Source organism: Candidatus Skiveiella danica, from assembly GCF_022705245.1.
Classification (GTDB): Bacteria; Pseudomonadota; Gammaproteobacteria; order Burkholderiales; family Burkholderiaceae_C; genus Skiveiella; species Skiveiella danica.
This window is the reverse complement of record NZ_JAKJEW010000028.1, coordinates 30,614-51,991: the sequence shown is the minus strand read 5'-3', so window position 1 is coordinate 51,991 and position 21,378 is coordinate 30,614. Positions and strand designations below refer to the sequence as shown.

The 21,378-nt window shown below is 65.9% G+C and carries 22 protein-coding genes; 5 read left to right on the top strand and 17 right to left on the bottom strand.

Features of this window, described 5'->3' with window-relative positions; all coding sequences use genetic code 11:
- From ACMUOY_RS15395 to queC, 3 genes are all read left to right on the top strand, one after another.
- Window positions 1-211 (top strand): NnrS family protein (locus ACMUOY_RS15395; RefSeq protein ID WP_413893619.1); only part of this gene is annotated, 211 nt, incomplete at its 5' end.
- Window positions 165-821, top strand: coding sequence for a nitroreductase (locus ACMUOY_RS15390; protein ID WP_413893618.1), 657 nt, complete (start codon window positions 165-167; stop codon window positions 819-821). The genes ACMUOY_RS15395 and ACMUOY_RS15390, both read left to right, overlap by 47 nt.
- Window positions 822-878: 57 nt before the next feature.
- The gene (gene queC / locus ACMUOY_RS15385; RefSeq protein WP_413893617.1) at window positions 879-1,625 is read left to right on the top strand and encodes a 7-cyano-7-deazaguanine synthase QueC; all 747 of its coding nucleotides are present in this window, start codon (window positions 879-881) and stop codon (window positions 1,623-1,625) included.
- Window positions 1,626-1,770: 145 nt separating this feature from the next.
- On the opposite strand, the gene ccoG is transcribed toward queC, so the two are convergent.
- The 14 genes from ccoG to gspG all read right to left on the bottom strand — a co-directional run bounded on the left by ccoG (window position 1,771) and on the right by gspG (window position 16,841).
- Window positions 1,771-3,237, bottom strand: a complete 1,467-nt coding sequence (gene ccoG, locus ACMUOY_RS15380) for a cytochrome c oxidase accessory protein CcoG (protein ID WP_413893616.1) — start codon at window positions 3,235-3,237, stop codon at window positions 1,771-1,773.
- 279 nt (window positions 3,238-3,516) lie between these two features.
- Window positions 3,517-5,322 carry an ABC transporter ATP-binding protein/permease gene (locus tag ACMUOY_RS15375; RefSeq protein ID WP_413893615.1) on the bottom strand — a complete coding sequence of 602 codons (1,806 nt, stop codon included), beginning with the start codon at window positions 5,320-5,322 and terminating at the stop codon, window positions 3,517-3,519.
- Window positions 5,323-5,388: 66 nt separating this feature from the next.
- Window positions 5,389-6,285 carry a 5'-nucleotidase gene (locus tag ACMUOY_RS15370; RefSeq protein ID WP_413893614.1) on the bottom strand — a complete coding sequence of 299 codons (897 nt, stop codon included), beginning with the start codon at window positions 6,283-6,285 and terminating at the stop codon, window positions 5,389-5,391.
- Between the two features lie 97 nt (window positions 6,286-6,382).
- A complete protein-coding gene (gspF, locus tag ACMUOY_RS15365) occupies window positions 6,383-7,612 on the bottom strand; it encodes a type II secretion system inner membrane protein GspF (protein WP_413893613.1) in 1,230 nt (409 codons plus the stop codon).
- A 16-nt stretch (window positions 7,613-7,628) separates the two neighbouring features.
- Complete coding sequence (locus ACMUOY_RS15360) at window positions 7,629-9,029, bottom strand: GspE/PulE family protein (RefSeq protein WP_413893612.1); 1,401 nt, start codon at window positions 9,027-9,029, stop codon at window positions 7,629-7,631.
- 12 nt (window positions 9,030-9,041) lie between these two features.
- Window positions 9,042-11,180 (bottom strand): type II secretion system secretin GspD, encoded by a 2,139-nt coding sequence (gene gspD / locus ACMUOY_RS15355; RefSeq protein WP_413893611.1) that lies wholly within the window; start codon window positions 11,178-11,180, stop codon window positions 9,042-9,044.
- 52 nt (window positions 11,181-11,232) lie between these two features.
- Window positions 11,233-11,967 (bottom strand): type II secretion system protein N, encoded by a 735-nt coding sequence (gspN, locus tag ACMUOY_RS15350; protein ID WP_413893610.1) that lies wholly within the window; start codon window positions 11,965-11,967, stop codon window positions 11,233-11,235.
- A 126-nt stretch (window positions 11,968-12,093) separates the two neighbouring features.
- Window positions 12,094-12,603 carry a type II secretion system protein GspM gene (gspM, locus tag ACMUOY_RS15345; RefSeq protein WP_413893609.1) on the bottom strand — a complete coding sequence of 170 codons (510 nt, stop codon included), beginning with the start codon at window positions 12,601-12,603 and terminating at the stop codon, window positions 12,094-12,096.
- On the bottom strand, window positions 12,600-13,829 hold the full coding sequence (gene gspL, locus ACMUOY_RS15340; protein ID WP_413893608.1) for a type II secretion system protein GspL: 1,230 nt from the start codon (window positions 13,827-13,829) through the stop codon (window positions 12,600-12,602). The genes gspM and gspL overlap by 4 nt, the downstream gene beginning before the upstream one ends.
- A gap of 68 nt (window positions 13,830-13,897) precedes the next feature.
- Window positions 13,898-14,845, bottom strand: coding sequence for a type II secretion system minor pseudopilin GspK (gene gspK, locus ACMUOY_RS15335; protein WP_413893607.1), 948 nt, complete (start codon window positions 14,843-14,845; stop codon window positions 13,898-13,900).
- On the bottom strand, window positions 14,842-15,519 hold the full coding sequence (locus tag ACMUOY_RS15330) for a type II secretion system protein J (protein WP_413893606.1): 678 nt from the start codon (window positions 15,517-15,519) through the stop codon (window positions 14,842-14,844). Before ACMUOY_RS15330 ends, gspK begins: the two co-directional genes overlap by 4 nt.
- 11 nt (window positions 15,520-15,530) lie before the next feature.
- Complete coding sequence (gspI, locus tag ACMUOY_RS15325) at window positions 15,531-15,896, bottom strand: type II secretion system minor pseudopilin GspI (RefSeq protein WP_413893605.1); 366 nt, start codon at window positions 15,894-15,896, stop codon at window positions 15,531-15,533.
- The gene (locus ACMUOY_RS15320) at window positions 15,893-16,411 is read right to left on the bottom strand and encodes a prepilin-type N-terminal cleavage/methylation domain-containing protein (protein ID WP_413893604.1); all 519 of its coding nucleotides are present in this window, start codon (window positions 16,409-16,411) and stop codon (window positions 15,893-15,895) included. The genes gspI and ACMUOY_RS15320 overlap by 4 nt, the downstream gene beginning before the upstream one ends.
- The gene (gene gspG, locus ACMUOY_RS15315; protein ID WP_413893603.1) at window positions 16,386-16,841 is read right to left on the bottom strand and encodes a type II secretion system protein GspG; all 456 of its coding nucleotides are present in this window, start codon (window positions 16,839-16,841) and stop codon (window positions 16,386-16,388) included. The genes ACMUOY_RS15320 and gspG overlap by 26 nt, the downstream gene beginning before the upstream one ends.
- 45 nt (window positions 16,842-16,886) lie before the next feature.
- Here gspG and ACMUOY_RS15310 point away from each other — a divergent pair, with 45 nt between their 5' ends.
- The gene (locus ACMUOY_RS15310) at window positions 16,887-17,336 is read left to right on the top strand and encodes a type II secretion system protein N (RefSeq protein WP_413893602.1); all 450 of its coding nucleotides are present in this window, start codon (window positions 16,887-16,889) and stop codon (window positions 17,334-17,336) included.
- A gap of 24 nt (window positions 17,337-17,360) precedes the next feature.
- Here the strand turns inward: ACMUOY_RS15310 and ACMUOY_RS15305 are convergent, their stop codons facing one another.
- Window positions 17,361-18,152 (bottom strand): hypothetical protein, encoded by a 792-nt coding sequence (locus ACMUOY_RS15305; protein ID WP_413893601.1) that lies wholly within the window; start codon window positions 18,150-18,152, stop codon window positions 17,361-17,363.
- Window positions 18,153-18,207: 55 nt separating this feature from the next.
- The gene (ilvA, locus tag ACMUOY_RS15300; protein WP_413893600.1) at window positions 18,208-19,794 is read right to left on the bottom strand and encodes a threonine ammonia-lyase, biosynthetic; all 1,587 of its coding nucleotides are present in this window, start codon (window positions 19,792-19,794) and stop codon (window positions 18,208-18,210) included.
- Window positions 19,795-20,057: 263 nt separating this feature from the next.
- Between ilvA and ACMUOY_RS15295 the strand changes: the two genes are divergently transcribed.
- Complete coding sequence (locus ACMUOY_RS15295; protein WP_413893599.1) at window positions 20,058-20,507, top strand: OsmC family protein; 450 nt, start codon at window positions 20,058-20,060, stop codon at window positions 20,505-20,507.
- 141 nt (window positions 20,508-20,648) lie between these two features.
- Here the strand turns inward: ACMUOY_RS15295 and coq7 are convergent, their stop codons facing one another.
- Window positions 20,649-21,269 carry a 2-polyprenyl-3-methyl-6-methoxy-1,4-benzoquinone monooxygenase gene (gene coq7, locus ACMUOY_RS15290; RefSeq protein WP_413893598.1) on the bottom strand — a complete coding sequence of 207 codons (621 nt, stop codon included), beginning with the start codon at window positions 21,267-21,269 and terminating at the stop codon, window positions 20,649-20,651.
- Window positions 21,270-21,378 lie beyond the last annotated feature (109 nt).

The window sequence follows — 21,378 nt, the reverse complement described above, 5'->3', positions numbered from 1 at the left end:
TGGTCGTGCCTTGGTGGCCGACAACACCGTCTGGGGGCTGTTCTGGACCCTGCAACTGGCGACGGTGCTGCGCATAACGGGCGCCGTGCCGGGCGCGCCGGGCGGGTTGATTCTGGTGGCGGCTTTGGTATGGGCGATGGTGATGGCGGTGTGGGGAGTGCGCTATGGTTCCTGGTTCGGACGCCTGCGTGTCGATGGCAAGCCCGGCTGAAGTCCGGATGGCGGGGGCCACGCCCGGTGATGCCGCCGATTTGCTCGCCGCGGTCATTCATTCACGCCAGACCGTGCTGCCCAAGCGGCTGGACCATCCCGCGCCCGATGCCTCGCAGCTCGCGCTGATCCTCGGCTCGGCCGCTGCGGCCCCAGATCACGGGCAGCTCACCCCTTGGCGCTTCGTGATCGTGCCCGAGGACGCACGCAGCCTGCTGGCTGAGGCTTTCGCGGCTTCGCTGGTCGAGCGGGACTCCCAGGCGACGCCCGAACAGGTGGAGCAGGCGCGGGAAAAGGCCTATCGCGCGCCGCTGCTGATGCTGGCCATCGGTCAGCTGGAAAGCGGCGACCCGGACATCGACGCCAGCGAGCGGCTGATTTCAGCAGGCTGCGCCATCCAGAACATCCTGCTCACGGCCCATGCGATCGGCTTTGGCGCGGCGCTGACCAGCGGGAAAGCCTTGAAGTCACAGGCCTTGCGAACGCTGTTTGATCTCGCCCCGGGCGAAGATGCCTTGTGCTTCATCAACATAGGCACCCCGCACAAGCGCAAACCCGCGCGGCAGCGGCCCGCCGTCGACAGCTATGTGAGCGTGCTGGCGAACGGGTGATGCCGGTTTGCCGCAGCGGCGTTCGGGGCCCTCCATTTTCTTGATTACCATGGGCGGATGCACACCACCGCCCTCGTCCTCTTCTCCGGCGGCCAGGATTCCACCACCTGCCTGGCACAGGCGCTGTCGAAGTACCAGCGCGTCGAAACCATTGCCTTTGACTACCGGCAGCGCCACAGCGTCGAGTTGCAGGCTCGCCTGAAGGTGCTATCGGAGATTCGCACCCAGTTCCCGCCATGGGCCGGGCGCCTCGGTGACGACCATCTGCTGGATCTGGCCGTGCTCGGCCAAGTCAGCGAGACCTCGCTCACCCGCGACACGGCCTTCAAGATGGAGGCCAGCGGCCTGCCCAATACCTTCGTACCAGGGCGCAACCTGCTGTTTCTTACCTTGGCGGCCGCACTGGCCTACCGGCGCGACCTGCAGGTCATCGTTACCGGCGTGTGCGAGACCGACTTCTCGGGTTACCCGGACTGTCGCGACGACACCATGAAGGCCATGCAGCTGGCCTTGTCGTTGGGCATGGACCGGCGCTTTTTTATCGACACCCCGCTGATGTGGATCGACAAGGCCGCGACCTGGCAGAGGGCGCACGACATCGGTGAACGCTCCGATGTTGCGCAAGGAGGCGACGCGCTGGTGAACCTGATCATCGAGCACACCCACACCTGTTACCTGGGCGACCGGGTGCACCGCCATGCCTGGGGCTGGGGCTGCGGCGGCTGCCCAGCGTGCGATTTGCGGGCCCAGGGCTACCGGCGATGGATCGAGCACCGTATGGGCATGGCAGGCGTGCCGCGATGATATGAAATCGATAGCTGACAACTACCGTTTGATGCTGGGAAACGTTTGATTTGGTTGTTGAAAGGCAAAGACCAGCACTGAGGGATGGTGCCCCACAAGACGAGCGGGGGCGTTTCACGATCCTTGCGCAATGGGCGCTCCCGGCTTAACGCGGTATCACAAAGGTGGACTTTTCTTCGATCGCAACTTCGCGATCGATGTCCGCGCGCTGGACTTTGAACGTGATCGGTATGGCCTGGCCGCGGTACGCCTGTGCAGCCTGGGCCCCCAACGCCAAACGAACCGTCAGCGAGCCGATTCCTGTGGCGGGTACGTCAAGTGCCGCAGGGGTCACCAGCGTCATTCCGGGCAGGCCCTGAACGCTCACGCGGTAGGTGCGGGCGTGTTCGGCGGCATTCATGACTTTCAGAAGGTAGATGTTCTCGATGTCGCCATTGCCCTGCTCGCGCGCCAGTGCGCCGCGGTCCTTGATGACGTCCACGGCAACGCCTTTGCGGGCGGACAGACCGACAATCAGGAGCGAAGCCACGAGCAGCATCAGTGCGCCGTACATCCACACGCGGGGCCGCCAGACCTGCCTGATCATCTGCCGCGCGCTGAGCCTTTCCTGCATACCCGTTGCTGAGGAATAGCGGATCAGTCCCCTGGGGTAGTTCATCTTGACCATGACCTGGTCGCACGCGTCGATGCAGGCCGCGCAGGCGATGCACTCATTTTGCAACCCGTCACGGATGTCGATGCCCGTCGGGCACACCTGCACGCACAGAGTGCAGTCAATGCAGTCTCCGAGGCCCAGCGCCGTCGGGTCGACGCTGCGCGCCCGCGACCCCCTGGTCTCGCCGCGCTGTGTGTCATAGGCGATGACCATCGTGTTCATGTCGGTCAAGGCACTTTGAATGCGTGCGTACGGGCACATCTGCATGCAGATCTGCTCGCGCAGGTAGCCGGCGTTGCCATAGGTCGCAAGGCCGTAGAACAGCACCCAGAACCCCTCCCACGGGGACAACGACAGCGCCAGCAGTCCCGCGGCCAGGTCTCGAATCGGGGTGAAATAGCCAACGAACGTGAAACCGGTGAACAGGCTGGCGCTGATCCACAATAACTGCTTGGCGCCTTTGCGGGCGACTTTCTCCGTGCTCCAGCGCGCAGCGTCCAGGCGCATGCGGGCCAGCCGGTTGCCTTCGGTGATGCGCTCCAGCCACAGGAAGATCGCGGTGTACACCGTTTGGGGACAGGCGTAGCCACACCACAATCGGCCCGCCACCGCCGTAAAAAAGAAAAGGGCCAGGGCCGCCAGCACCAGCAAGAGGGCCAGAAAAATAAGATCCTGTGGATGCAGCACCAGGCCGAAGATGAAGAACCGGATATTCGCGAGGTCGAACAATACGGCCTGCCGGTCGTTCCACTGCAACCAGGGGATGCCGTAGAAGACCAGTTGTGTCACCCAGACCATGACCCAGCGCAAGCGCGCAAAAAGGCCCCCAACCGCGCGCGAATAGATCTTGTCCTGTTTCGGATGCAGCGAAAACGCGTCGTCCGCGGGCGTAGCTGTTCCTGTCTGCATCGCCACCGGCTGGATCGGAATGATTCTGGAGCGCGACGACTTCTTCATGAACGGTGCAGCGGGTCTTTGTAGTCGAGCCTAGAGTGACTTTCAGTTTACCCATATAACAGGCATATTGAATGCATCTTTTGATTTGCCCCGCCTGTGCGGCCGGTCATTTGCGCCGAAAGTTCCGTCAGTCACACGTCCTTGGCGCCGTTCCGGGAGTGCTTAAAGCTATTGAAAATATAGCTAATAAAGACCTTCCTACGCCGGGATGGTGCCAATTCGATGCCTTAATCTTCGTCGGGGTCCGGTCGGGATCCGGTTCGGCGTGCGCAGCGGCTTTCAGGCGGGCTTGTCGCCTGTGGCGGCCACCTGCACGCGGTAGCGCGCGGGCGAACCGGCCGGTTCCGGCACCAGCGTCCAGCTGTGCCCGTGAAAGCCCGCCACGGATGGGCGGTGGGCGATCGAGACCAGGCCGCCGCCGGTACGCTTCACCAGTTCAATGAGGCGCTGATACAGCGTTGCTTCGGCCAGAGGGTCCAGCGCGCTCGACGCCTCGTCCGCAAACACCCATTGCGGCTGCTTGAGCAGCACCCGCGCGATGGCCAGGCGCTGCTGCTCGCCGCCGCTGAGCTTCTGGCTCCAGGCATCGGCCTCGTCCAGGCGATTGACCAGGTCGGGCAGCAGGGCCTCGTGCAGGGCCTGATGCAGGGCCTCGTCGGTGTAGCGGCTGGCGGGTTCGGGGTAGGCCAGCGCGTCGCGCAGCGGGCCGTTGGGGAAATACGGCCGCTGGGGGATGAACATGCTGCTGGCCGGCAGGCGCACGCGGCCCTGCGCGAACGGCCAGATGCCGGCCAGGCTGCGAAACAAGGTGGACTTGCCGCTGCCGGAGGGGCCTTGCAGCAGGATCTGCTCGCCGGGGGCCACCGCCAGCGTCTGGCCGGCCAGCATGACCTCTCCGCCCGGCAGGCGCACGGTCAGGTCGGCGATGCTGGGTGCTCCTGATTCAGTAGCGTCTTGTGACCATTCCACGCTGGGATCATGGGCAATTTGTGCCGAAATGGCCTGCTCGAAGCTGGTCAGGCGGTCGGTCGTGGCCCGCCAGCTGGCCAGCCGGTCGTAGTTGTCGACGAACCAGGACAGCGAGTCCTGCACGCGCCCGAAGGCCGAGGCGATCTGCATCAGCTCGCCGAGCTGGATCGCCCCGCTGAAGAAGCGCGGCGCTGCCACGATGAACGGGAACACCACCGCGGCCTGGCCAAAGCCGTTGGTGAACCAGGTCAGGCGCTTCTGTGCGGTGAGCAGGCGCAGGTAGTTGCCGATCACTTGGCCGAAGCGCCCGTCGAGCTGGCTGCGCTCCACCGTTTCGCCCTTGTCCAGGGCGATGGACTCGCTGTACTCGCGCACCCGTACCATGTGGTGGCGAAAGTCCGCTTCCACGCGCTGCTGCTGGAAGTTCAGCGGAATCAGCGGGCGGCCGATGTAGTGGGTGAGCACGCTGCCGACCACGCAGTACAGCACCGCCATCCAGACCATGAAACCCGGGATCTCGTAACTGGCGCCGTTGAAGGTGAAGTCGAACGCGCCGCTCAGCCCCCACAGGATGCCGACGAAACTGGCCAGCGTCACCAGTGCGTTCAAAAGGCCCATGCTCAGCGACACCGAATACGAGGTGAACAGGTTCAGGTCTTCCTGGATGCGCTGGTCGGGGTTGTCGGGCGAGTGGCCCTTGCCGGTGGCCCCCTCGGGCTGGGTGAACCGGGCCAGCTCCATCCGGTAGAAGGCATGGTTGGCCAGCCAGCGCGTGGTGTAGTGGCCGGTCAGCCAGGCTCGCCATCGCAGTTCCAGCAATTGGGTCAGGTAGAACTTGTAGACGGCGATGATGATGTAGGCGAAGGCGATCCAGGTGAAGCGCCCGAGCTGCGTCCAGAAGACGTCCTGCTGCTTGTTCTGCAAGGCGTCGTAGAACAGGCGGTTCCAGTCGTTGATCAGCACCAGCATGTACACGGCGGCCAGGTTGAGCACGACGATGGCTGCGAGCAGGGCGCGGGCTTTCCACTTCTCCTCGGATCGGAAATACGGCATGGACAGCGCGCCGGCCTGACGGACGAAGGCCCTGAAGGTGGCGAACTTGTGGATGAGGCTCATGGGAGGGGCTCCAGGTCGGAATCTGAATCGTAGCGGGGGATTCGCCGCGCGAGCGGCCGTCCACGCTCAGTCGTTGCGCACGCCGCTGGCCACGTGGCCAGCCGGCACGTGGCGCGCGGCAGACTCGATGTGGCCGGTCTGGTCGTCGAAGAAGAAGTCGGGCTCGAACTCGCGCAGGAACTCGCCTTTGGGCAGGCCACCGAGGAACATGGCCTCGTCCACCTCGATGTTCCAGTCCATCAGGGTGCGGATGGCGCGCTCATGGGCCGGCGCGCTGCGGGCCGTGACCAGCGCCGTGCGCAGACGCATGGCGGGCGTGCCATCGCGTTGCAGCCGCTGCAGAGCGGCCAGCAGCGGCTTGAAGGGCCCGGCCGACAGCGGCAGGGCGGCCTTTTCCTTTTCGTGCTGCTGGAAGGCGCTCAGGCCTTCGGCCTGGAACACCCGCTCGGCCTCGTCGCTGAAGAGCACGGCGTCGCCGTCAAAGGCGATGCGCACCTCATTCGGGTGGGCCTCGCTGGCGCGCGCGGACAGCGGGTAGACCTGCGCCGCCGGTACGCCCGCATCCAGCGCCGCGCGCACGTCGCTCAGGTGGGCCGACAGGAACAGGTTGGCGTTGAGCGGCTTGAGGTAGCGCCAGGGCGGCGCGCCGCGTGTGAAGCTGCCGCGCTGAATGGGCAGCCCGTAGTGCTGGGCCGAGCGGAACACCCGCATGCCCGAAACCGGGTCGTTGCGTGACAGGATGACCACCTCGACGCGCTGGGCGCCAGCGTCGTTGAAGGCCAGCAGCTTGCGCACCAGCGAAAACGCCACGCCGGGACTGGCCGGCTGCTCCAGACGTTCGAGCTGCAGCTTCATGTAGGCCCGGTCGTCGCCCTGCTCGAACAGCTCGTTTTCCGCCTCGAAGTCGAACAGCGCCCGCGACGAAATCGCGACGACGAGCTGGCCTTCCAGCGTCACGCCCACATCAGTCCCCTGAACCGGCCGCCGCGCCGGGCCGCCCCAAGCAAGGCCAGCCCCCTCGGGGGGCAGCGCAGCACACGCAGTGGCAAGCGTGGGGGCCTCATTTCACCCATTGGTTGAGCTGAATGATCGGCAGCAACACGGCCAGCACGATCAGCATTACCATGCCGCCCATGGCCACGATCAGCAGCGGCTCCAGCAGCGTCGCCAGGGCCATTGCACGACGCTGCACCTCGGTGGAGAGCTGGGCCGCGGCGCGTTGCAGCATCAGCGGCAGCTGTCCGGTCTGCTCGCCCAGACGCGCGAACATGGCCAGCAGGCCGGGAAAGCGCTTCTTCTGCGCCAGTGCCGAAGCCAGTGGCGCGCCTTCGCGCACCAGCACCAGGGCGTCCAGCGCATCCGAGCGCATGGCCTGGTTGGACAGGGTCTGGGCGGCGGCCTGCAGCGCCTTCAGGATCGGCACTCCGGCGCCCGCCAGCATGGCCAGCGTACTGGCAAAGCGCGCCGCGTTGTAGCCGCGGGACAGGCGGCCCACCAGGGGCAGGTTCAGCCAGGCGGCGTCGAACTTCTCCCGAATTCCGGCATTTCCCAGCGCCATTCGGCCACCAGCCGCTATCAATACAAGACCAAGCAAGATCGCCCAACCGTACTGGCGAACCACCGCGCTCAAGGCCAGCATGGCCACGGTCAGGAAGGGCAGGGCGCGTTTGGTGCCCGCGAACACGCTGGCGACCTGGGGCACCACATAGCTCACCAGGAAAATCACGATGGCAATGGCAATGACGGTCACGATGGCCGGGTACAACGCGGCCCCGATGAGCTTGGCTTTCAGTGCCTGGCTTTCTTCCAGATCGTCGGCGAGGCGTTCCAGCACGCCACCAAGATGGCCACTTTGTTCGCCCGCACCGATCACCGCGATGTAGATCTCAGAGAACTCGCGGGGGTGCTGGCCCAGCGCCCGGGCAAAGCTGGAGCCACCGTTGACCTCGGCGCGCAGGGCGGCAATCAGGTTGCGCTGTTTCTCGTCTTCAGCCTCGTCGGTGAGCGCCGTCAGCGCGCGTTCCAGTGGCAAGCCCGATGAAATCAGTCCGGCAATCTGGCGGGTCCAGATGGCCAGTTTCGTGGCATTGAACACCCGTGGTGCAAAAAAACCACCCTTGGCGTTGGCGCCTGCACCATCGGCGGCTCCGGCAAGCACCGGCTCGACTTTCAGGGGAACCAGGGTTTGTGCACGCAACTGGCTGCGCGCCGCCTTGACGGTCTCGGCCTCCATGACGCCCTTGCGGGTCTGTCCCTGGGCGTCAAGCGCTTCAAACGTGTAGGCCGGCATGGAAGGTTCGACGTGTTCAGTCGCGCGTCACCCGAACCAGCTCTTCGCGGCTGGTGATGCCGGTCTGGACCAGCCGCTCGCCATCGTTTCGCATCAGGGTCATGCCGGCGGCCAGCGCGGTGGACCGTATCTCGGCTTCGGACGCGCGGTTGTGGATCTGCGCGCGGATGGCATCGTCGGTGACCAACAGCTCGAACACCCCGGTGCGCCCCGCATAGCCGGTGTGTGCGCATTCTGCGCAACCAGCACCCTTGCAATGGACGCAGAGTTTGCGCACCAGCCGCTGCGCCAGCACACCGAGCAGGGAAGAGCTCAGCAGGAAGGGCTCCACACCCATGTCGATCAGGCGGTTCACCGCGCTGGCCGCGTCGTTGGTGTGCAGCGTGGCCAGCACCAGGTGACCGGTCAGCGAGGCCTGGATGGCGATCTGTGCCGTCTCGAAATCGCGGATTTCGCCGATCATGATCACGTCCGGGTCCTGGCGCAGGATGGCGCGCAAGGCCTTGGCAAAGGTCAGATCGATCTTGGCATTGACCTGCGTCTGTCCGATACCGGGCAATTCGTACTCGATCGGGTCTTCCACGGTCATGATGTTGTTGCTGCCGGCGTCCAGCCGTTGCAGCCCCGCATACAAGGTGGTGGTCTTGCCGGAGCCGGTCGGGCCTGTCACCAGAATGATGCCGTGCGGCTGGGCGATCAGGTGCTCGAAGCGCCTGAGCACTTCGCCCTGCATGCCCACGGACTCCAGGCTCAGCTGGCTTTCGGACTTGTCCAGCAGGCGCAGTACCGCCCGCTCGCCGTGGGCGCTCGGCAGCGTCGAGACCCGCACATCCACCGCCCGGGTGCCGATGCGCAGCGAGATGCGGCCGTCCTGCGGCAGGCGTTTTTCGGCGATGTCCAGGTCGGCCATGATCTTCAGGCGCGAGATCAGCGCCGCGTGCAGGGCGCGGTTGGGCTGCACCACCTCGCGTAGCGTGCCGTCGACGCGGAAGCGCACGCTGGACGTGCGCTCGTAAGGCTCGATGTGGATGTCGCTGGCGCCGTCGCGCGCGGCCTGAGTCAGCAGCGCGTTGAGCATGCGGATGATGGGCGCGTCGTCGTTGTTCTCCAGCAGGTCTTCGACGGCAGGCAACTCCTGCATCATGCGCGTGAGATCCGCGTCGCTCTCCACTTCGCTGACCACGGCGGCGGCGCTCGACTCGCCCTTGGCATAGGCGCTGCTGATGCGTTGGGCCAGCGCGGCGGCATCCAGACGCTCAAGCGTCAGCGCAGGCTCGCTCAGGGCATATTTGCGCATCACCTCGCCGAGGGCACTGAGGTCCGGCTGGCCGTGGTGCCAAAGGGTCAAGGCGTGGCCGTCGTCCTCCAGCAGCAACTGGCTGGCGCGGGCAAAGGCATAAGGCAGCGGATGGCGCATCGTGGGGCGGGATCAGCGTTCCGCCGGGGCTGCAGTGCCCCAGCCGCTGGCGGCAGCGGGAGCGGCCGGTGCATTGGCGCGCATCGGTGGCAGAACCGGGGCCTGGTTGACGGGCACCGCCACCCGTTCCTCCGGTTGGGCCCCCTGCTGGACGCTGCGCATCAGTTCGTAGCGGTCCATGGCCAGGCTGTCGGTGGCCACCGCGTCGCGCAGCACCACAGGTCTCAGAAAGACCATCAGGTTGGTTTTCTTGCGGGTTCGGTTCTCGCTCTTGAACAGCGAGCCCAGCCCCGGCACATCGCCCAGGCCCGGGATCTTGTCGACGTTGCCCGAGTAGGTGTCTTCCAGCAGGCCCCCGAGCACGACGATGCCGCCGTCCTCCACCAACACGCTGGTTTCGATGGCGCGTTTGTTGGTGATAAGGCCTTCCTTGGACAACACCGATTCCGGTGCGATGCTGCTCACCTCCTGGTAGATCACCATCTTGATGGTGCCGTTCTCGCTGATCTGCGGCTTGACCCGCAGGGTCAGGCCGATGTCCTTGCGCTCAACGGTCTGGAACGGATTGACCGCGCCGCCGGCGCCACCGGTGTTGGAGTAGGAGCCGGTCAGGAAGGGCACGTTCTTGCCGATGATGATCTTGGCTTCCTCGTTGTCCAGTGTCAGCAGGTTGGGGGTGGACAGGATGTTCCCGTCTCCGTTGGTCTGCAGGAAGTTGGCCAGGAAGCCGAGCACGTAGACCCCGCCAAACTTCCGGGCGGCCGCGATATTCATGCCCTGGTTGGGGTTGGCGCCGGTGCCCGAGGCAATGGACTGGGCCGCATTGATGATGTTCTTGCCGCTTGCGCTGGAGAAGAAGTTGGTGCCGAGAAAACCGATGACCGAACTGCTGGCTGAGCCGATCGGACCCTGCCACTGCACGCTCAACTCCGCCGTTTTATCCGCGCTGACCTCGGCGATCAGGCTCTCGATGAACACCTGCGCCCGCCGGGCGTCAAGCTTGTCGATCACCGCGCGCAGCTGTCGGTACTGGGGCTCGGGTGCCGTAATGATGAGCGAATTGGTCGCCGCGTCGGCCTGGATCTGCCCACCGGTGGAAGACTGGCTGGCGCTCGTACTGGAGCTGGTGGCGCCAGGCGCTGCACCGGCGCCGGTCGGTGCAGCAGCGGACATTGGCGCGGAACGGGCCTCGCCGCTGAGAGCCGCGCGCAAGGTCGCCGCGAGCTTGACCGCGTCGGCGTTCTTCAGGTAGACGACGTGAATGTTGCCGCTGGCCGAGGCCGGGCCACCGGCGCCGCCGTCGGGCTGGTCGAGGCGCTCGATCAGCGATTTCACCAGGGCCATGCGTGCCGGGTTGGCCGCGCGCAGGATCAGCGCATTGCTGCGTGGCTCCGCCACCAGCGTGGTCTTGAAAGAGGTGTCGGCCTGTCCCTGGCCAGCGGCCGGCGCGGTGCTGCCCGATTCGATCAGTCGCAGCACCAGCGGCGCCAGGTCGGTGGCGATGGCATGCTTGAGCCGGATGATTTCCACGTCCGTGGCGTTGGCCACGTCCATCACGGCGATGATGCGCGCGATGCGCTGCAGGTTGTCTGCGTAGTCCGTGATCACCAGCGAGTTGTTGCCGGGGTTCACATTGATGGTGTTGTTCGGGCTGATCAAGGGGCGCAGCACGGGCACCAGGTTGTTGGCCGTTTCGTAGTTCAGCCGGAAGATCTGTGTGACGATCTGCCCACCCGCCACGCCGGGCGTGCTGGTGGACACCGAATCGGATTGCAGCTTGGCATCGGCTTCGGGAACCACTTTGTACAGACCGGCCGACTCGACCACGGTAAATCCCTGCAGCCGCAAGGTGGCCAGGAACTGGCTCCATGCGGCTGCGGGGGTGACCGGACGCTCGGTCACCAGGGTCATCGTCCCTTTGACACGTGGGTCCACCACGACATTGCGCCCCGACAGCGTGGCCAGGGTGCGCGCCACTGCTTCGATCTCGGCGCCGGTGAAGTTGAGCGTGACCGGTTCACCCGGCTTCACGGCACTGTTTTGTGCCTGGATTTGCGTGCTTCCCAGCGCCAGAAGGACGCACAGCGCTATGTTTGTTATAGCCATACCAAGGTGGGCCGGGTGCATGGCGGGCGAGATCGTGTGGGTCATGGAGCGGCCAGTTTGAGGTCGGTGCATATCGTGTGTGGGAAGGGCCTGCCAGTCAGCCCACGTTGATGAGGGAACGCGGGCCGCTGCGCCGCCCGATGATGTTCAGAAGATTGGCCAGGGCGGCTTCATGTTCCGGGGTCGCACTGGCCATGCCTTCGAAGCGCAGGCGCGAGCCAACCCAGCGGCCGGAGCCCGCCAGCTGCAGGCTGCCTTCGATCGTGCTGACTTCGAGTGTGGCCGTGTTGCCTCCGACAAGGGTGATGCGATAGCTGCCCATGGGCTTGATCGTGGACAGGCGCGACGACACGTCGGTGGCCAGCAATTCGGCGCGCCCCGCCACCGATACACGTCCCGCGTTCCATTCTACTGAAAGCCCCTGCATCAGCAGGCTCAGCTGTCCCTCGATCTGCAAGGTGTTCCAGGGGGTGCCCAGGCCCGCCAGCATGGCCGCCGGCCAGACCGATCGCTGCGGCGCCGCAGCGGCAGGGTCTTGCACCGCCAGTGCAACCCGGCCCCAGCCCGGAACGACCTTCAGGTCCAGTGGTTGCGGGGTGCAGCAATCGGCCCCGACGCGGATGCCCATGCCGCTAATCGCTGGGCGAATCGACCAGTTGATGCGATCCGGCAGGATGGACCGGTCGCTGCTGCCGGCCCCGCCGGAGAACTGAAGGCGGGCCGAGCCCGTCCATACCGTACCCCGGGCTTCCAAAAGGGTGACCTTGCCGGAACTGGCCTCGCCAATGGCTGCGGCAAGCCATGCCGCCGGTGCCTGCAGCACTAGGGTCATGACCAATCCGGCCAAGGCACCTGCGCCGGCCCAAGCCCAGGGCGAGCCTTGGGTCCGCGACGAGGCGGCTTGGAAAGGGCGGCGTGCCATGGAAGGGATCGCGACGGGCTCGGGGGAAGGTGGGCGTCAGCGCGGCGGGAGGATCACCACCAAGGTGCCGTCCCACAGCGTGCCGGTGGTCGGCGTGGTCGCGGCGCTTCGCACGAGGCGGGCCTCGGTGGGCACGGCCCTGGCGTTGACGCGCGCCTGCGCCAGCCAGCCACTGAGCGCACCGGCGGGCACATTTTTCAGCGTGATGGTTGCGCGTTCGCCCGAGACCACAAGCTGGGCGCCCCCACCCAAGCCCTGCTTGACCGACGCCTCCAGTGCACGCAAGGAGTCATCAAAGCGCGCCTTGGGCCGTGACTGCAGCGCCTGGGCCTCCGCGGCCAGCACCTGCATCTGCTGGAACTGGGCGTCCAGGCTGCGTTGTCGTGCCTCCGCCTGCGCCAGGGTCTTCAACGCCGGTGCCAGACCGATCCACCAGATAGCGGCCAGGGTCAGCACGAGCACCGCACCCGCAATCAGGGAACGTTCGCGGGGGTTCAGGGTGTTCCAGCGCCCTCGTAGCTGGGCAGAGAGTCCGGATGGCGTCATCGGTTGCCCTCCATGCGGATCTGCAGGCTGTCACCGTCCATCCGGCCGCCGTAGCCCATGGGGCGGAGTTTTGCTGTGATGGCAGCCAGTTCGTCGGGGCCGAGGTTGAGCCCCTTCAGCCGGACCTCTCCACCGGAATATTCGATGCCCGAGGGCGCCTTTCCCTGCGGCAACACGGCACCGGCGGCAGACAGGATCACCTCCAGGTCGCTTCCTGAAGGCGCTCCCGTGGCCTGGCGCAATGTGGCCACCTCCCGGGCCATCTGCACCGGCGCGTCCACCACGACTTTGACGGCCGGGAAGGTTCGGGTCAGCGTGCTGTCGATCGCGCTGCGCCGGCTTTTCCAGCTGGCCTGTTCCTTCCAGGCCCAGGCATTGAGCCCGATCAGGTTGGCCACCAGCAACAGGAGGGCGCCCCAGCGGGCCGCGCGCCACTGCGGTGCGCGCAACAGGGCCTGTCCAGCGCCAAGCAATCGCTTGAGAGTGCGCGTGCGGCTGGTGTTGGCCAAGTCGAACTGCGCCAGATCCCAGGGCGTCTGGGTGGCGATCAGCAGACGCTGCGTGCGTTGCTGAATCTCCACCGGACGCTGAAGGCGCTCCTCGGCCAGCGCAGCGACGGCGGGCTCGGCGAGAAGTTCCGATCGTTCAGGCAGGCCGTCAGGGCCCGCGATGGCCGCCAGCGTGCTGGTATTCAGAGGCAGGCGCACGACGCCACCCGCCACATCGCTTCCCGAAAGCAGCATCTGCGCCCGGTCGGCCTCGCCGAGGATCTGTAGCCGTAATGCGCCGCTGTGTGGGGCGAACTCCGGGACGATGCGTGTGACCGGCCGGCGGGCGGCCTCCAACCGCTGCAGGTGCTGGCTCAGCCAGGCTTTGTCGCAGGCGGCGATCCATATCGGTCGGTCGGCGGCTGGAGAAGGTTCGCAGGCCAGGTGCAGATCCTGGGGATCGTCGAGCAGGCGATCCTCCAGCAGACTCTGCAAGACCGGGCGCAGCCGCGGTGAACCGGCGCCGACGCCCTTGGGCAGCTCGACACGGTGCCAGGAAAGGGCTTCGGCCGGAACCACGGCGACCGTCTCGTCGGCGCCGCGGCTGGCGTCTGGCAACAGGTTGGCCGTGCTCGTGGCGTGCACGGCAATCGACTGACCCTCGGGCGTGAGCACATGCTCGTAGCGGGTGGTGGTGTCCCCGCTGGACAGGGGGAGGGCGATGATCAGCGTGCTCATGGGCGATTAGGCGTGCATTGTAGAGAGGTGCCCGCTGAGTTGGCGCTTCCGTCACAGGCCCGGTGGACTTACCCTGCCGGGGTGGGGGCGGGCGACGGCCCCCGCTCGCGTGAAAGCGTTCGCACATTGATGCCGTCGCGCTGCACGACGGACACCTCTTCCACCACCGCCTGATCCAGCCGCACCCGCCCGCGTATTTCGAAAAAACGCGAATTCACCGCCAGCTGGCCGGCGACCCCGGCGTCGCCCAGAGCGGGAACCAGGCGCGCGGCATCGGCCAGCGTGCTGAAGTGTGCCCGTTCACGCGCGTTGACGAGACGGGTGGCATCGGCCATTTCCAGTCCAGGCACAGAGGCCTGGATCACTTCAGCGCTGGCGGTGTTGATGTTCAGGGGTGTGCGCTCGGGCAGGAGCGTCACGTAGGGCCGCAATGCCGCGACCGTCTGCGGGCTCAGGCCCAGCCAGGCCAGCTGTTCGACGGTCTGGGGCAGCAGTGGTGTCTGGGGGGCGGCTTGCTCGCCTGGCTTCAAGACCTTGCGTGCGGCCACCAGTTGCTGGGTCAGCGGGTTCAGTTCCGAGGCGGGCAGACCCAGCTGATCGAAAAGGCGGGCGAGGGCTTGCGACGCGGGGACGGACAATTTGCCGTCCTCAACAAGGTTGGTCAGGTTCATCCGTCCCTGCAGATCCGTGATCTGTCCGGACAGGAAGGCATCACGATCGGCGTCCGCCGAACTGCTGTCCATCGACAGAAAGGTGGACAGGCGAGCCTCCTGCAGTGGAACGGCCCACGGCTCGGCCAGATGGTCGGCGCCGCCAGCGCTGGCGTCCTGGCGCAGGATCAGCCGAGCCCAGTCGAGCGCTCCGGTCAACAACCAGGTCGATTGCACCCGCGCGCGTTCCGCTGCCTCGACCTCGACGCTGCGCCACTGCTGCCACAGCGCGGTTGCGGCCAGCGTGGCCACCAGCGTCACTGTCAGCATGGCCGCCAGCAGGGCAGCGCCGCGATGGTTTCTCATGATTTGCCGCCTCCCACCGTGGGACGTGCCCAGTCCAGCGTCAAGCGACCGGTGATGGCCTGCCCCGGCGGGAGTGTCAACACCGCGCGAACCCCGTCGGGAAGCGCCGACTGGGTTTCCTTGGCGGGCCCGTCGCTGGACAGCGGATTGCTCCAGGCTCCACCTCGGAAGTAGAAGATTTGCCAGTCTTGCAGTGGAACGATGGAAACTTCCCGCTTCTTGTCCTCGTCGCCGGCGTTCTGTGCCCAGTTTTGCGCTTGTGCCCAATAGGTCTGCCAGTCGTCCAGGCTGTTCAAGGGTGGCGACTGCCAGCGCAGCCAGTTTCCCCCTGCGTCGTTGCGACGGGTCCAGGCGGCGACGCGCATGCCGTCGCTTGGGCCTGCGCTGCCGCGGCGGGTGATCCGCAGCACCCGGCCGTCCCAGTCCAAGCCAATGACCTGCGCGCTTGCCGTCATCGCATCGAGATCGGATTTCCACTGCGCCAGGCCGGCTTGCAACACCAGAACCTCATCGGACCGAGCCAGCGTCTGAGTCTGGGCACGACTCATGCCGTCCAGACCGCGCCAGCTCAGAATGGCCATAAGCGCCATCACGGCGATGGCTACCAGCAGTTCGACCAGGGTGAAACCCCGGTGTGATCGGCGAAATGCTGTCGTGGTGCGCGGCGCTGGCATCGGGAGGCGGGTCAGTAGCGACCGATGACGGTGGATAGCGTCAGGAGGGGTGTGCCGCCGTCACTCACCTTCGCGTCCATCCGGCGAAAAGAGGGGTTCTGTGTCGGGCGAACGGTCACGGTCACGTCGAAGCGGCGGTTGCCTTGTTCGCAACCCAGTTCGCTGTCGCCGACGCCAGGCATCTGTTGCGACAAGCGTGCCTTGACCAGTTCATTCTCGGCGCACAGGTGGGCCAGCAGGATGTCGGACTGCCGCATGGCGTTGTTCGTCAGTGCGGTGGTGGCCCGCAGACCGGCCGTGAGCGCGATGGCCACGATACCCAGCGCAACCAGGACTTCGATCAGGGTGAAACCACCCGCTGGACGGGCGCCTGTCATGGCCTGCTACCCGGCTGCACGGAGAAGGGGCGCAGCCCGTCCGTGGCGACGCGCAGCCGGCGTTCGGGCTGGCTTGTACTGACAAGCAGCACACCTTGCGGTTCGATCAGCGGTTCCGGGCCGAGTTGCAGAGTGGCCGTACCTTGGACGGCGGTGTCCGTCCCCAGCCAGTTCGTGGGCAACGCGTCGCCGTCCAATCCGGAAAATTCGAAGCCCTGCTCTTTGGCCCGCCAGACCACAACCCGGCCCGACGCCCGCGACTGCGCGCGTCCGGACTCCAGCAGTGCCGCCAGGCGTTGTGCCTCACGCTCAAGCGAACTTGCGCTGGCGTCGCGCAGCGCAAGGCTGACGCCGGCCGTTCCGATGGCAATGATGGCCACCACCACCAGCAACTCCAGCAGGGTGAATCCTGCGCTTCGCCTTTGGCACGCTCGAGGAGCCTCTGCGACGGACACTGCTGCACACGATGTCGCCAGCGTGGGGACTGGCCTACTGCCAGCTGCCAATATCCGCATCCTTGCCTTCGCCCCCGGGTTGACCGTCGGCTCCGAAAGACATCACATCGATCTCGGCCTTGACGCCCGGGTTGAGATACTGGTAGGCGCGGCCCCAGGGATCGTTAGGGAGTTTTTCGAGATAGGGCTTCCAGTTGGGTGGCACCGGATTGGCCGTCGGCTTGGTGACCAGCGCCTGCAGACCCTGCTCGGCCGTCGGGAAGCGCTGATTGTCGAGCTTGTAGAGCTTCAGTGCTTGCATCAGGTTGGCCACATCGGTTCGCGCAGCGGTCGAGCGCGCATCGTCCGCCCGGTCGAGCACGTTGGGGACGATCAGCGCGGCCAGCACGCCGATGATCACCAGCACCACCATGAGTTCGATGAGCGTGAAGCCACGGGCGATCAGCCGTAGGCCCGGCGAGCGTGAAAGGGTTCGGTTGCTGAGGTTCATGGCGTGATCTTGTTGGCTGCAGTTCGCTTCAATCATAATCATTCCATGGTGATCAATTCGCAAAGCAGGTGGGCCACCCGTCTCGTGACGCTGGTTCTGTGGGCCCTGGCGGCTGCCAGCCTGGCGTGGTGGGGGTTGCGCTTGTGGGGCGGTGCATCCAGCACTTCGGTGGGGACAACGCCCTCCGTCGCGGCGCCAGCGGCTGCGGCTGATCCGGCGGCTGTGGCGCGTCTGCTCGGCGCTGCTGCACCCACTGCAACCGCGGCGCCGGTTGCAGCCAGCCGGTTTGTCCTGCTCGGTGTGATGGCTAGCCCGTCCAGTCGCGGCGCGGCGCTGATTGCGGTCGACGGCAAGCCGGGTCGCGCCTTCCGGGTGGGCAGCAGGGTCGATGAAGGGCTTGTTCTGGAGGCCGTCGAGCCCCGCAAAGCCCGGCTGGCCCAGGCGACGGGCGCGGGTGAAACGATGGTTCTGGAAATGCCAGCGTCCCGCAAGTGACGATTCGCTCGCGCCGAGCCGCGTTCAGCGCAGTTCGCCGTATTGGGTGGGGCTCAGCGCCGGATAGGGCGGGTCGTCGTCGAGCATTTCGGTTTCGGCGATCTCGGTGTCCGGCAAGCGGGATTCAATGATCTCCGTGTTCTCGAAACCGGTGAGCTTGGGGGCATGAGGATCGCCCACCGGAGCCTGCGCACCAGCGGCCGCGGGCAATGCGCCGGCCGCCAGCGCCTGCTTGAGCGCATTGATCTCGGCAGCCAGGACCGGCTCGAACGCAGGACGATTGGCGGGCGGGGGCGTCGGGGACGCGCTTTCGGTCACTGCCGCTGACGCGGCAGGCAGGGTGGCCCGGTATTTCGGTCCGGCGAACGCATCGCCGGGCTGGCTTGCGGCGGTCACGTCCTCGGCGCGCCAGTAAACCGCCGACACCACGATGTTGTAGCGGGCCTTGGCTGCCTGGCAGATCAGGTTCTCGATCTCGGCCAGTTGCGAGATTTCGCTGCCGAAATCCCGCGACAGATCCATCATCACGATGAATTTGCGTCCGCGCGGATCGGTCGCCAGCACCTTGAACTTGAAGCTGCTCGACAGCACGCCTACGCGAACCATCGATTCCCGCACCACCTTGTACAGCAACTCGCGCAAGCGCGATCGCTCATTTTTCCGTCGTTCGGCGGTGTTGGTAGCGGCCTCTTTGGCTCGGACCGCCGCGTCTTTGGTTTCCGCCGGTGCGCGCACGCCAGTGGCGGCTTCACGGGGGAATGCCGCCTGCCCCCGCGCGGGCTGTGGTGTGCTCTTGAACCAGCCGAAAAATGACATGCGAAATATTCTAGTGGATGGGTCGGGTGATGGACCCGGGATGTGTAACCAGCCGTCAGCTCTGCAGGAACATGCGGTACACCGGATTTTGCGTCTCTTCCACACAGGGGTAACCCAGTGTCTCCAGGAAGCGCGCAAAGATCCTGTCGTCACTGCGCGGAACCTGTAGCCCGACCAGGATGCGGCCGTAGTCGGCACCCTGGTTGCGGTAGTGGAACAGGCTGATGTTCCATCCGGGAGGCATCAGGCTCAAGAACTTCAGAAGGGCGCCCGGGCGCTCGGGAAACACGAAACGCAGCAGGCGTTCGTCTTTCGCCAGCGAAGAGTGGCCGCCCACCATGTGCCGGATATGTTCCTGCGCGAGATCGTCGTGGGTCAGGTCCAGGGCCTCGAAGCCATGGCGCGTGAAATTCGCGGCGATCTTCGTGCTTTCGCCTTTGCCCTGCGTGGTCAGACCCACGAACACGTGGGCCTTGGCCGCATCGCTGATCCGGTAGTTGAACTCGGTGACGTTGCGGGGGCCGCCGGGCAGGGTGCCGATCAATTCGCAGAAGCGCCGGAAGCTGCCGCGCTCCTCGGGAATCGTCACGGCAAGCAAGGCCTCGCGCTCTTCGCCGACCTCGGCGCGCTCGGCGACGAAGCGCAAACGGTCGAAGTTCATGTTGGCGCCGCACAGGATGGCGGCGTAGGTTTCGCCTTTGGTCTTGTGCGTGGCCACGTACTGCTTGATCGCCGCCACCGCCAGCGCACCGGCCGGCTCGACGATGCTGCGCGTGTCGACGAAGATGTCCTTGATGGCCGCGCATACAGCGTCGGTGTCCACGGTCATGAATTCGTCCACCAGCCCGCGGGCCACGCGGAAGGTCTCTTCGCCCACCAGCTTGACGGCCGTACCGTCGGAGAACAGACCCACATCGGCGAGCGTCACGCGTTTCCTGGCCGCCACCGAGCGGATCATGGCGTCCGAATCGTTCATCTGCACGCCGATGACGCGGATGCGGGGATCCACCGCCTTGATGTAGTTGGCCACGCCTGACACCAACCCGCCGCCGCCAATCGCGACAAACACGGCGTCGAGCCGCGCGCCGGACTGCCCGCCCAGGGTCTGCACCTGGCGCAGCATCTCCATGGCCACGGTACCCTGGCCGGCGATCACGTCAGGGTCGTCGAAGGGGTGGACGAAGGTCAGTCCCTCTTTCTTTTCCAGCTCCAGCGAATGGGCGTAGGCGTCAGAGTAGCTGTCGCCGAACAGCACCACTTCGCCTCCGAGCGCGCGCACCGCGTCGACCTTGAGGTGCGGCGTGGTGGTTGGCATGACGATCACCGCCCTGCAGCCCAGCTTGTGGGCGCCCAGCGCCACGCCTTGGGCGTGGTTGCCGGCCGAAGCGCAGATCACGCCCTTTTTCAGCTGCTCGGGCGGCAGGTGCGCCATCTTGTTGTAGGCGCCGCGCAGCTTGAAGCTGAAAACCGGTTGCTGGTCCTCGCGCTTCAGGAGAATCCGGTTGTGCAGTCGCCGGCTCAAGTTTTTGGCCGGCTCCAGCGCCGACTCGACCGCCACGTCATAGACGCGGGCGGTCAGGATCTTCTTCAGGTAGTCCGCCGGCTTGAGAGGCCGCGCGGCTCGGGTCGATGCAGGCTTCATGGTTTTCCCTCGGCCGCCATCATAGAGGGCAGGCCGCGCGGCCCAGAAAAAAGCCCCGAACCTTTCGGTCCGGGGCCAATCCACCTTTTTCAGAGGGGTGGAGGAGACAAGCAGCGCATGAACCCTCATGCATGGGCTCCAGTGTAGCGATAATTTGTTGCGTCGCAGCAGCGGCGCCTGTCTCAAACTGCGACAAAGTGGGCGTCCCTGACGGAAGTCTTCGGGGTCGGGCCGGGTCGATCAACCTTGTGGGAATTCAAACGATGGAATGCACAGTCAGCTGGACGGGCCCAAGCGGCACGCGCACCGGGATGGGCTTCGTGGCCGAGACCGGCAGCGGCCATACCTTGACGATGGACGGCGCGCCCGATGCCGCCAAGCCTGGCAACGGGGGGCAGAATCTGGCGCCGCGCCCCATGGAAACCGTGCTGGCGGGCACCGGCGGATGCACGGCCTACGACGTCGTGCTGATCCTGAAGCGGGGGCGTCATGACGTGCGCGGCTGCACGGTCACCCTGACCAGCGAGCGTGCGGAATCGGATCCGAAGGTGTTTCTCAAGATCCACATGCAGTTCACCGTGACGGGCAAGGGCATCCCGGCAGCAGCCGTGGAGCGCGCCATTGCCATGAGCCACGAAAAATACTGCTCGGCCAGCATCATGCTGGGCAAGACCGCCGCCATCACCACCGGTCTTACGCTGATTGAAGCCTGAGAGGGCGAAATCCCAGCGTGAAATGGATGTTCTTAGCTACTGAAATAATAGTGCTTATTGGCTGCTGAGGCGGCGTGTGGCAGGGCACAGGGCCGAGGCCAGGCGCAGTGATCGCTGAGCTGGCCGGGTCTCTCGCGCCCTTCAGATCCGGTGTGCCGTGAGGGTCATCACCCTGGCTGCGCCGCGCATCAGCTGCCGGATGGGCTGGGGCATCGGCAGGGCGCCGGCTGCCAGGGCCTCGTCGGCATGGCGCCCCTCTTCGTCGCGCATCTGGGCCACGATGGCCCTTGAGGCCTGGTCGCCTGCGGGCAAGCGCTCCATGTGGCTCGCCAGGTGTGCCTCCACCTGCCGTTCGGTCTCCACGACAAAGCCCAGACTGAGCCGGTCGCCGCCGAGGCGCCCGGCCAGCAGACCGATGCCAAATGCGCCGGCGTACCAGAGGGGATTGAGCAGCGACGGGCGTGCCCCCAGTTCGTCCAGGCGCGCGCGGGTCCAGGCCAGATGGTCCGTTTCTTCGCGGGCCGCAGCCTTAAAATGGGCGCGCAGCACGGGGTTGTTCGTGGCCAGTGCCTGTGAGGCGTACAGGGCTTGCGCGCAGACTTCGCCGACGTGGTTGACCCGCATCAATGCGCCGGCCTCCCGGGCCTCGCCGGCATTGAGGTGGCTCGGCTCGGCGGGCAGTGTCGGGCAGGCGCGCGCGCTGCGGGGCAGTGCAAACAAGGTGCGAAGCGCGGTGTCGGCGGCGGTCAGCAAGGCGTCCATTGGGGCGAGGCTTGGTTGGGTTGGGTTGGGTTGCACGGATCAGAAGCGTTCATTTTGCCCCCGCAGCACCAAGGGCCTCTGCGCCGGGTGTGGCAGCATTTCCACGGTA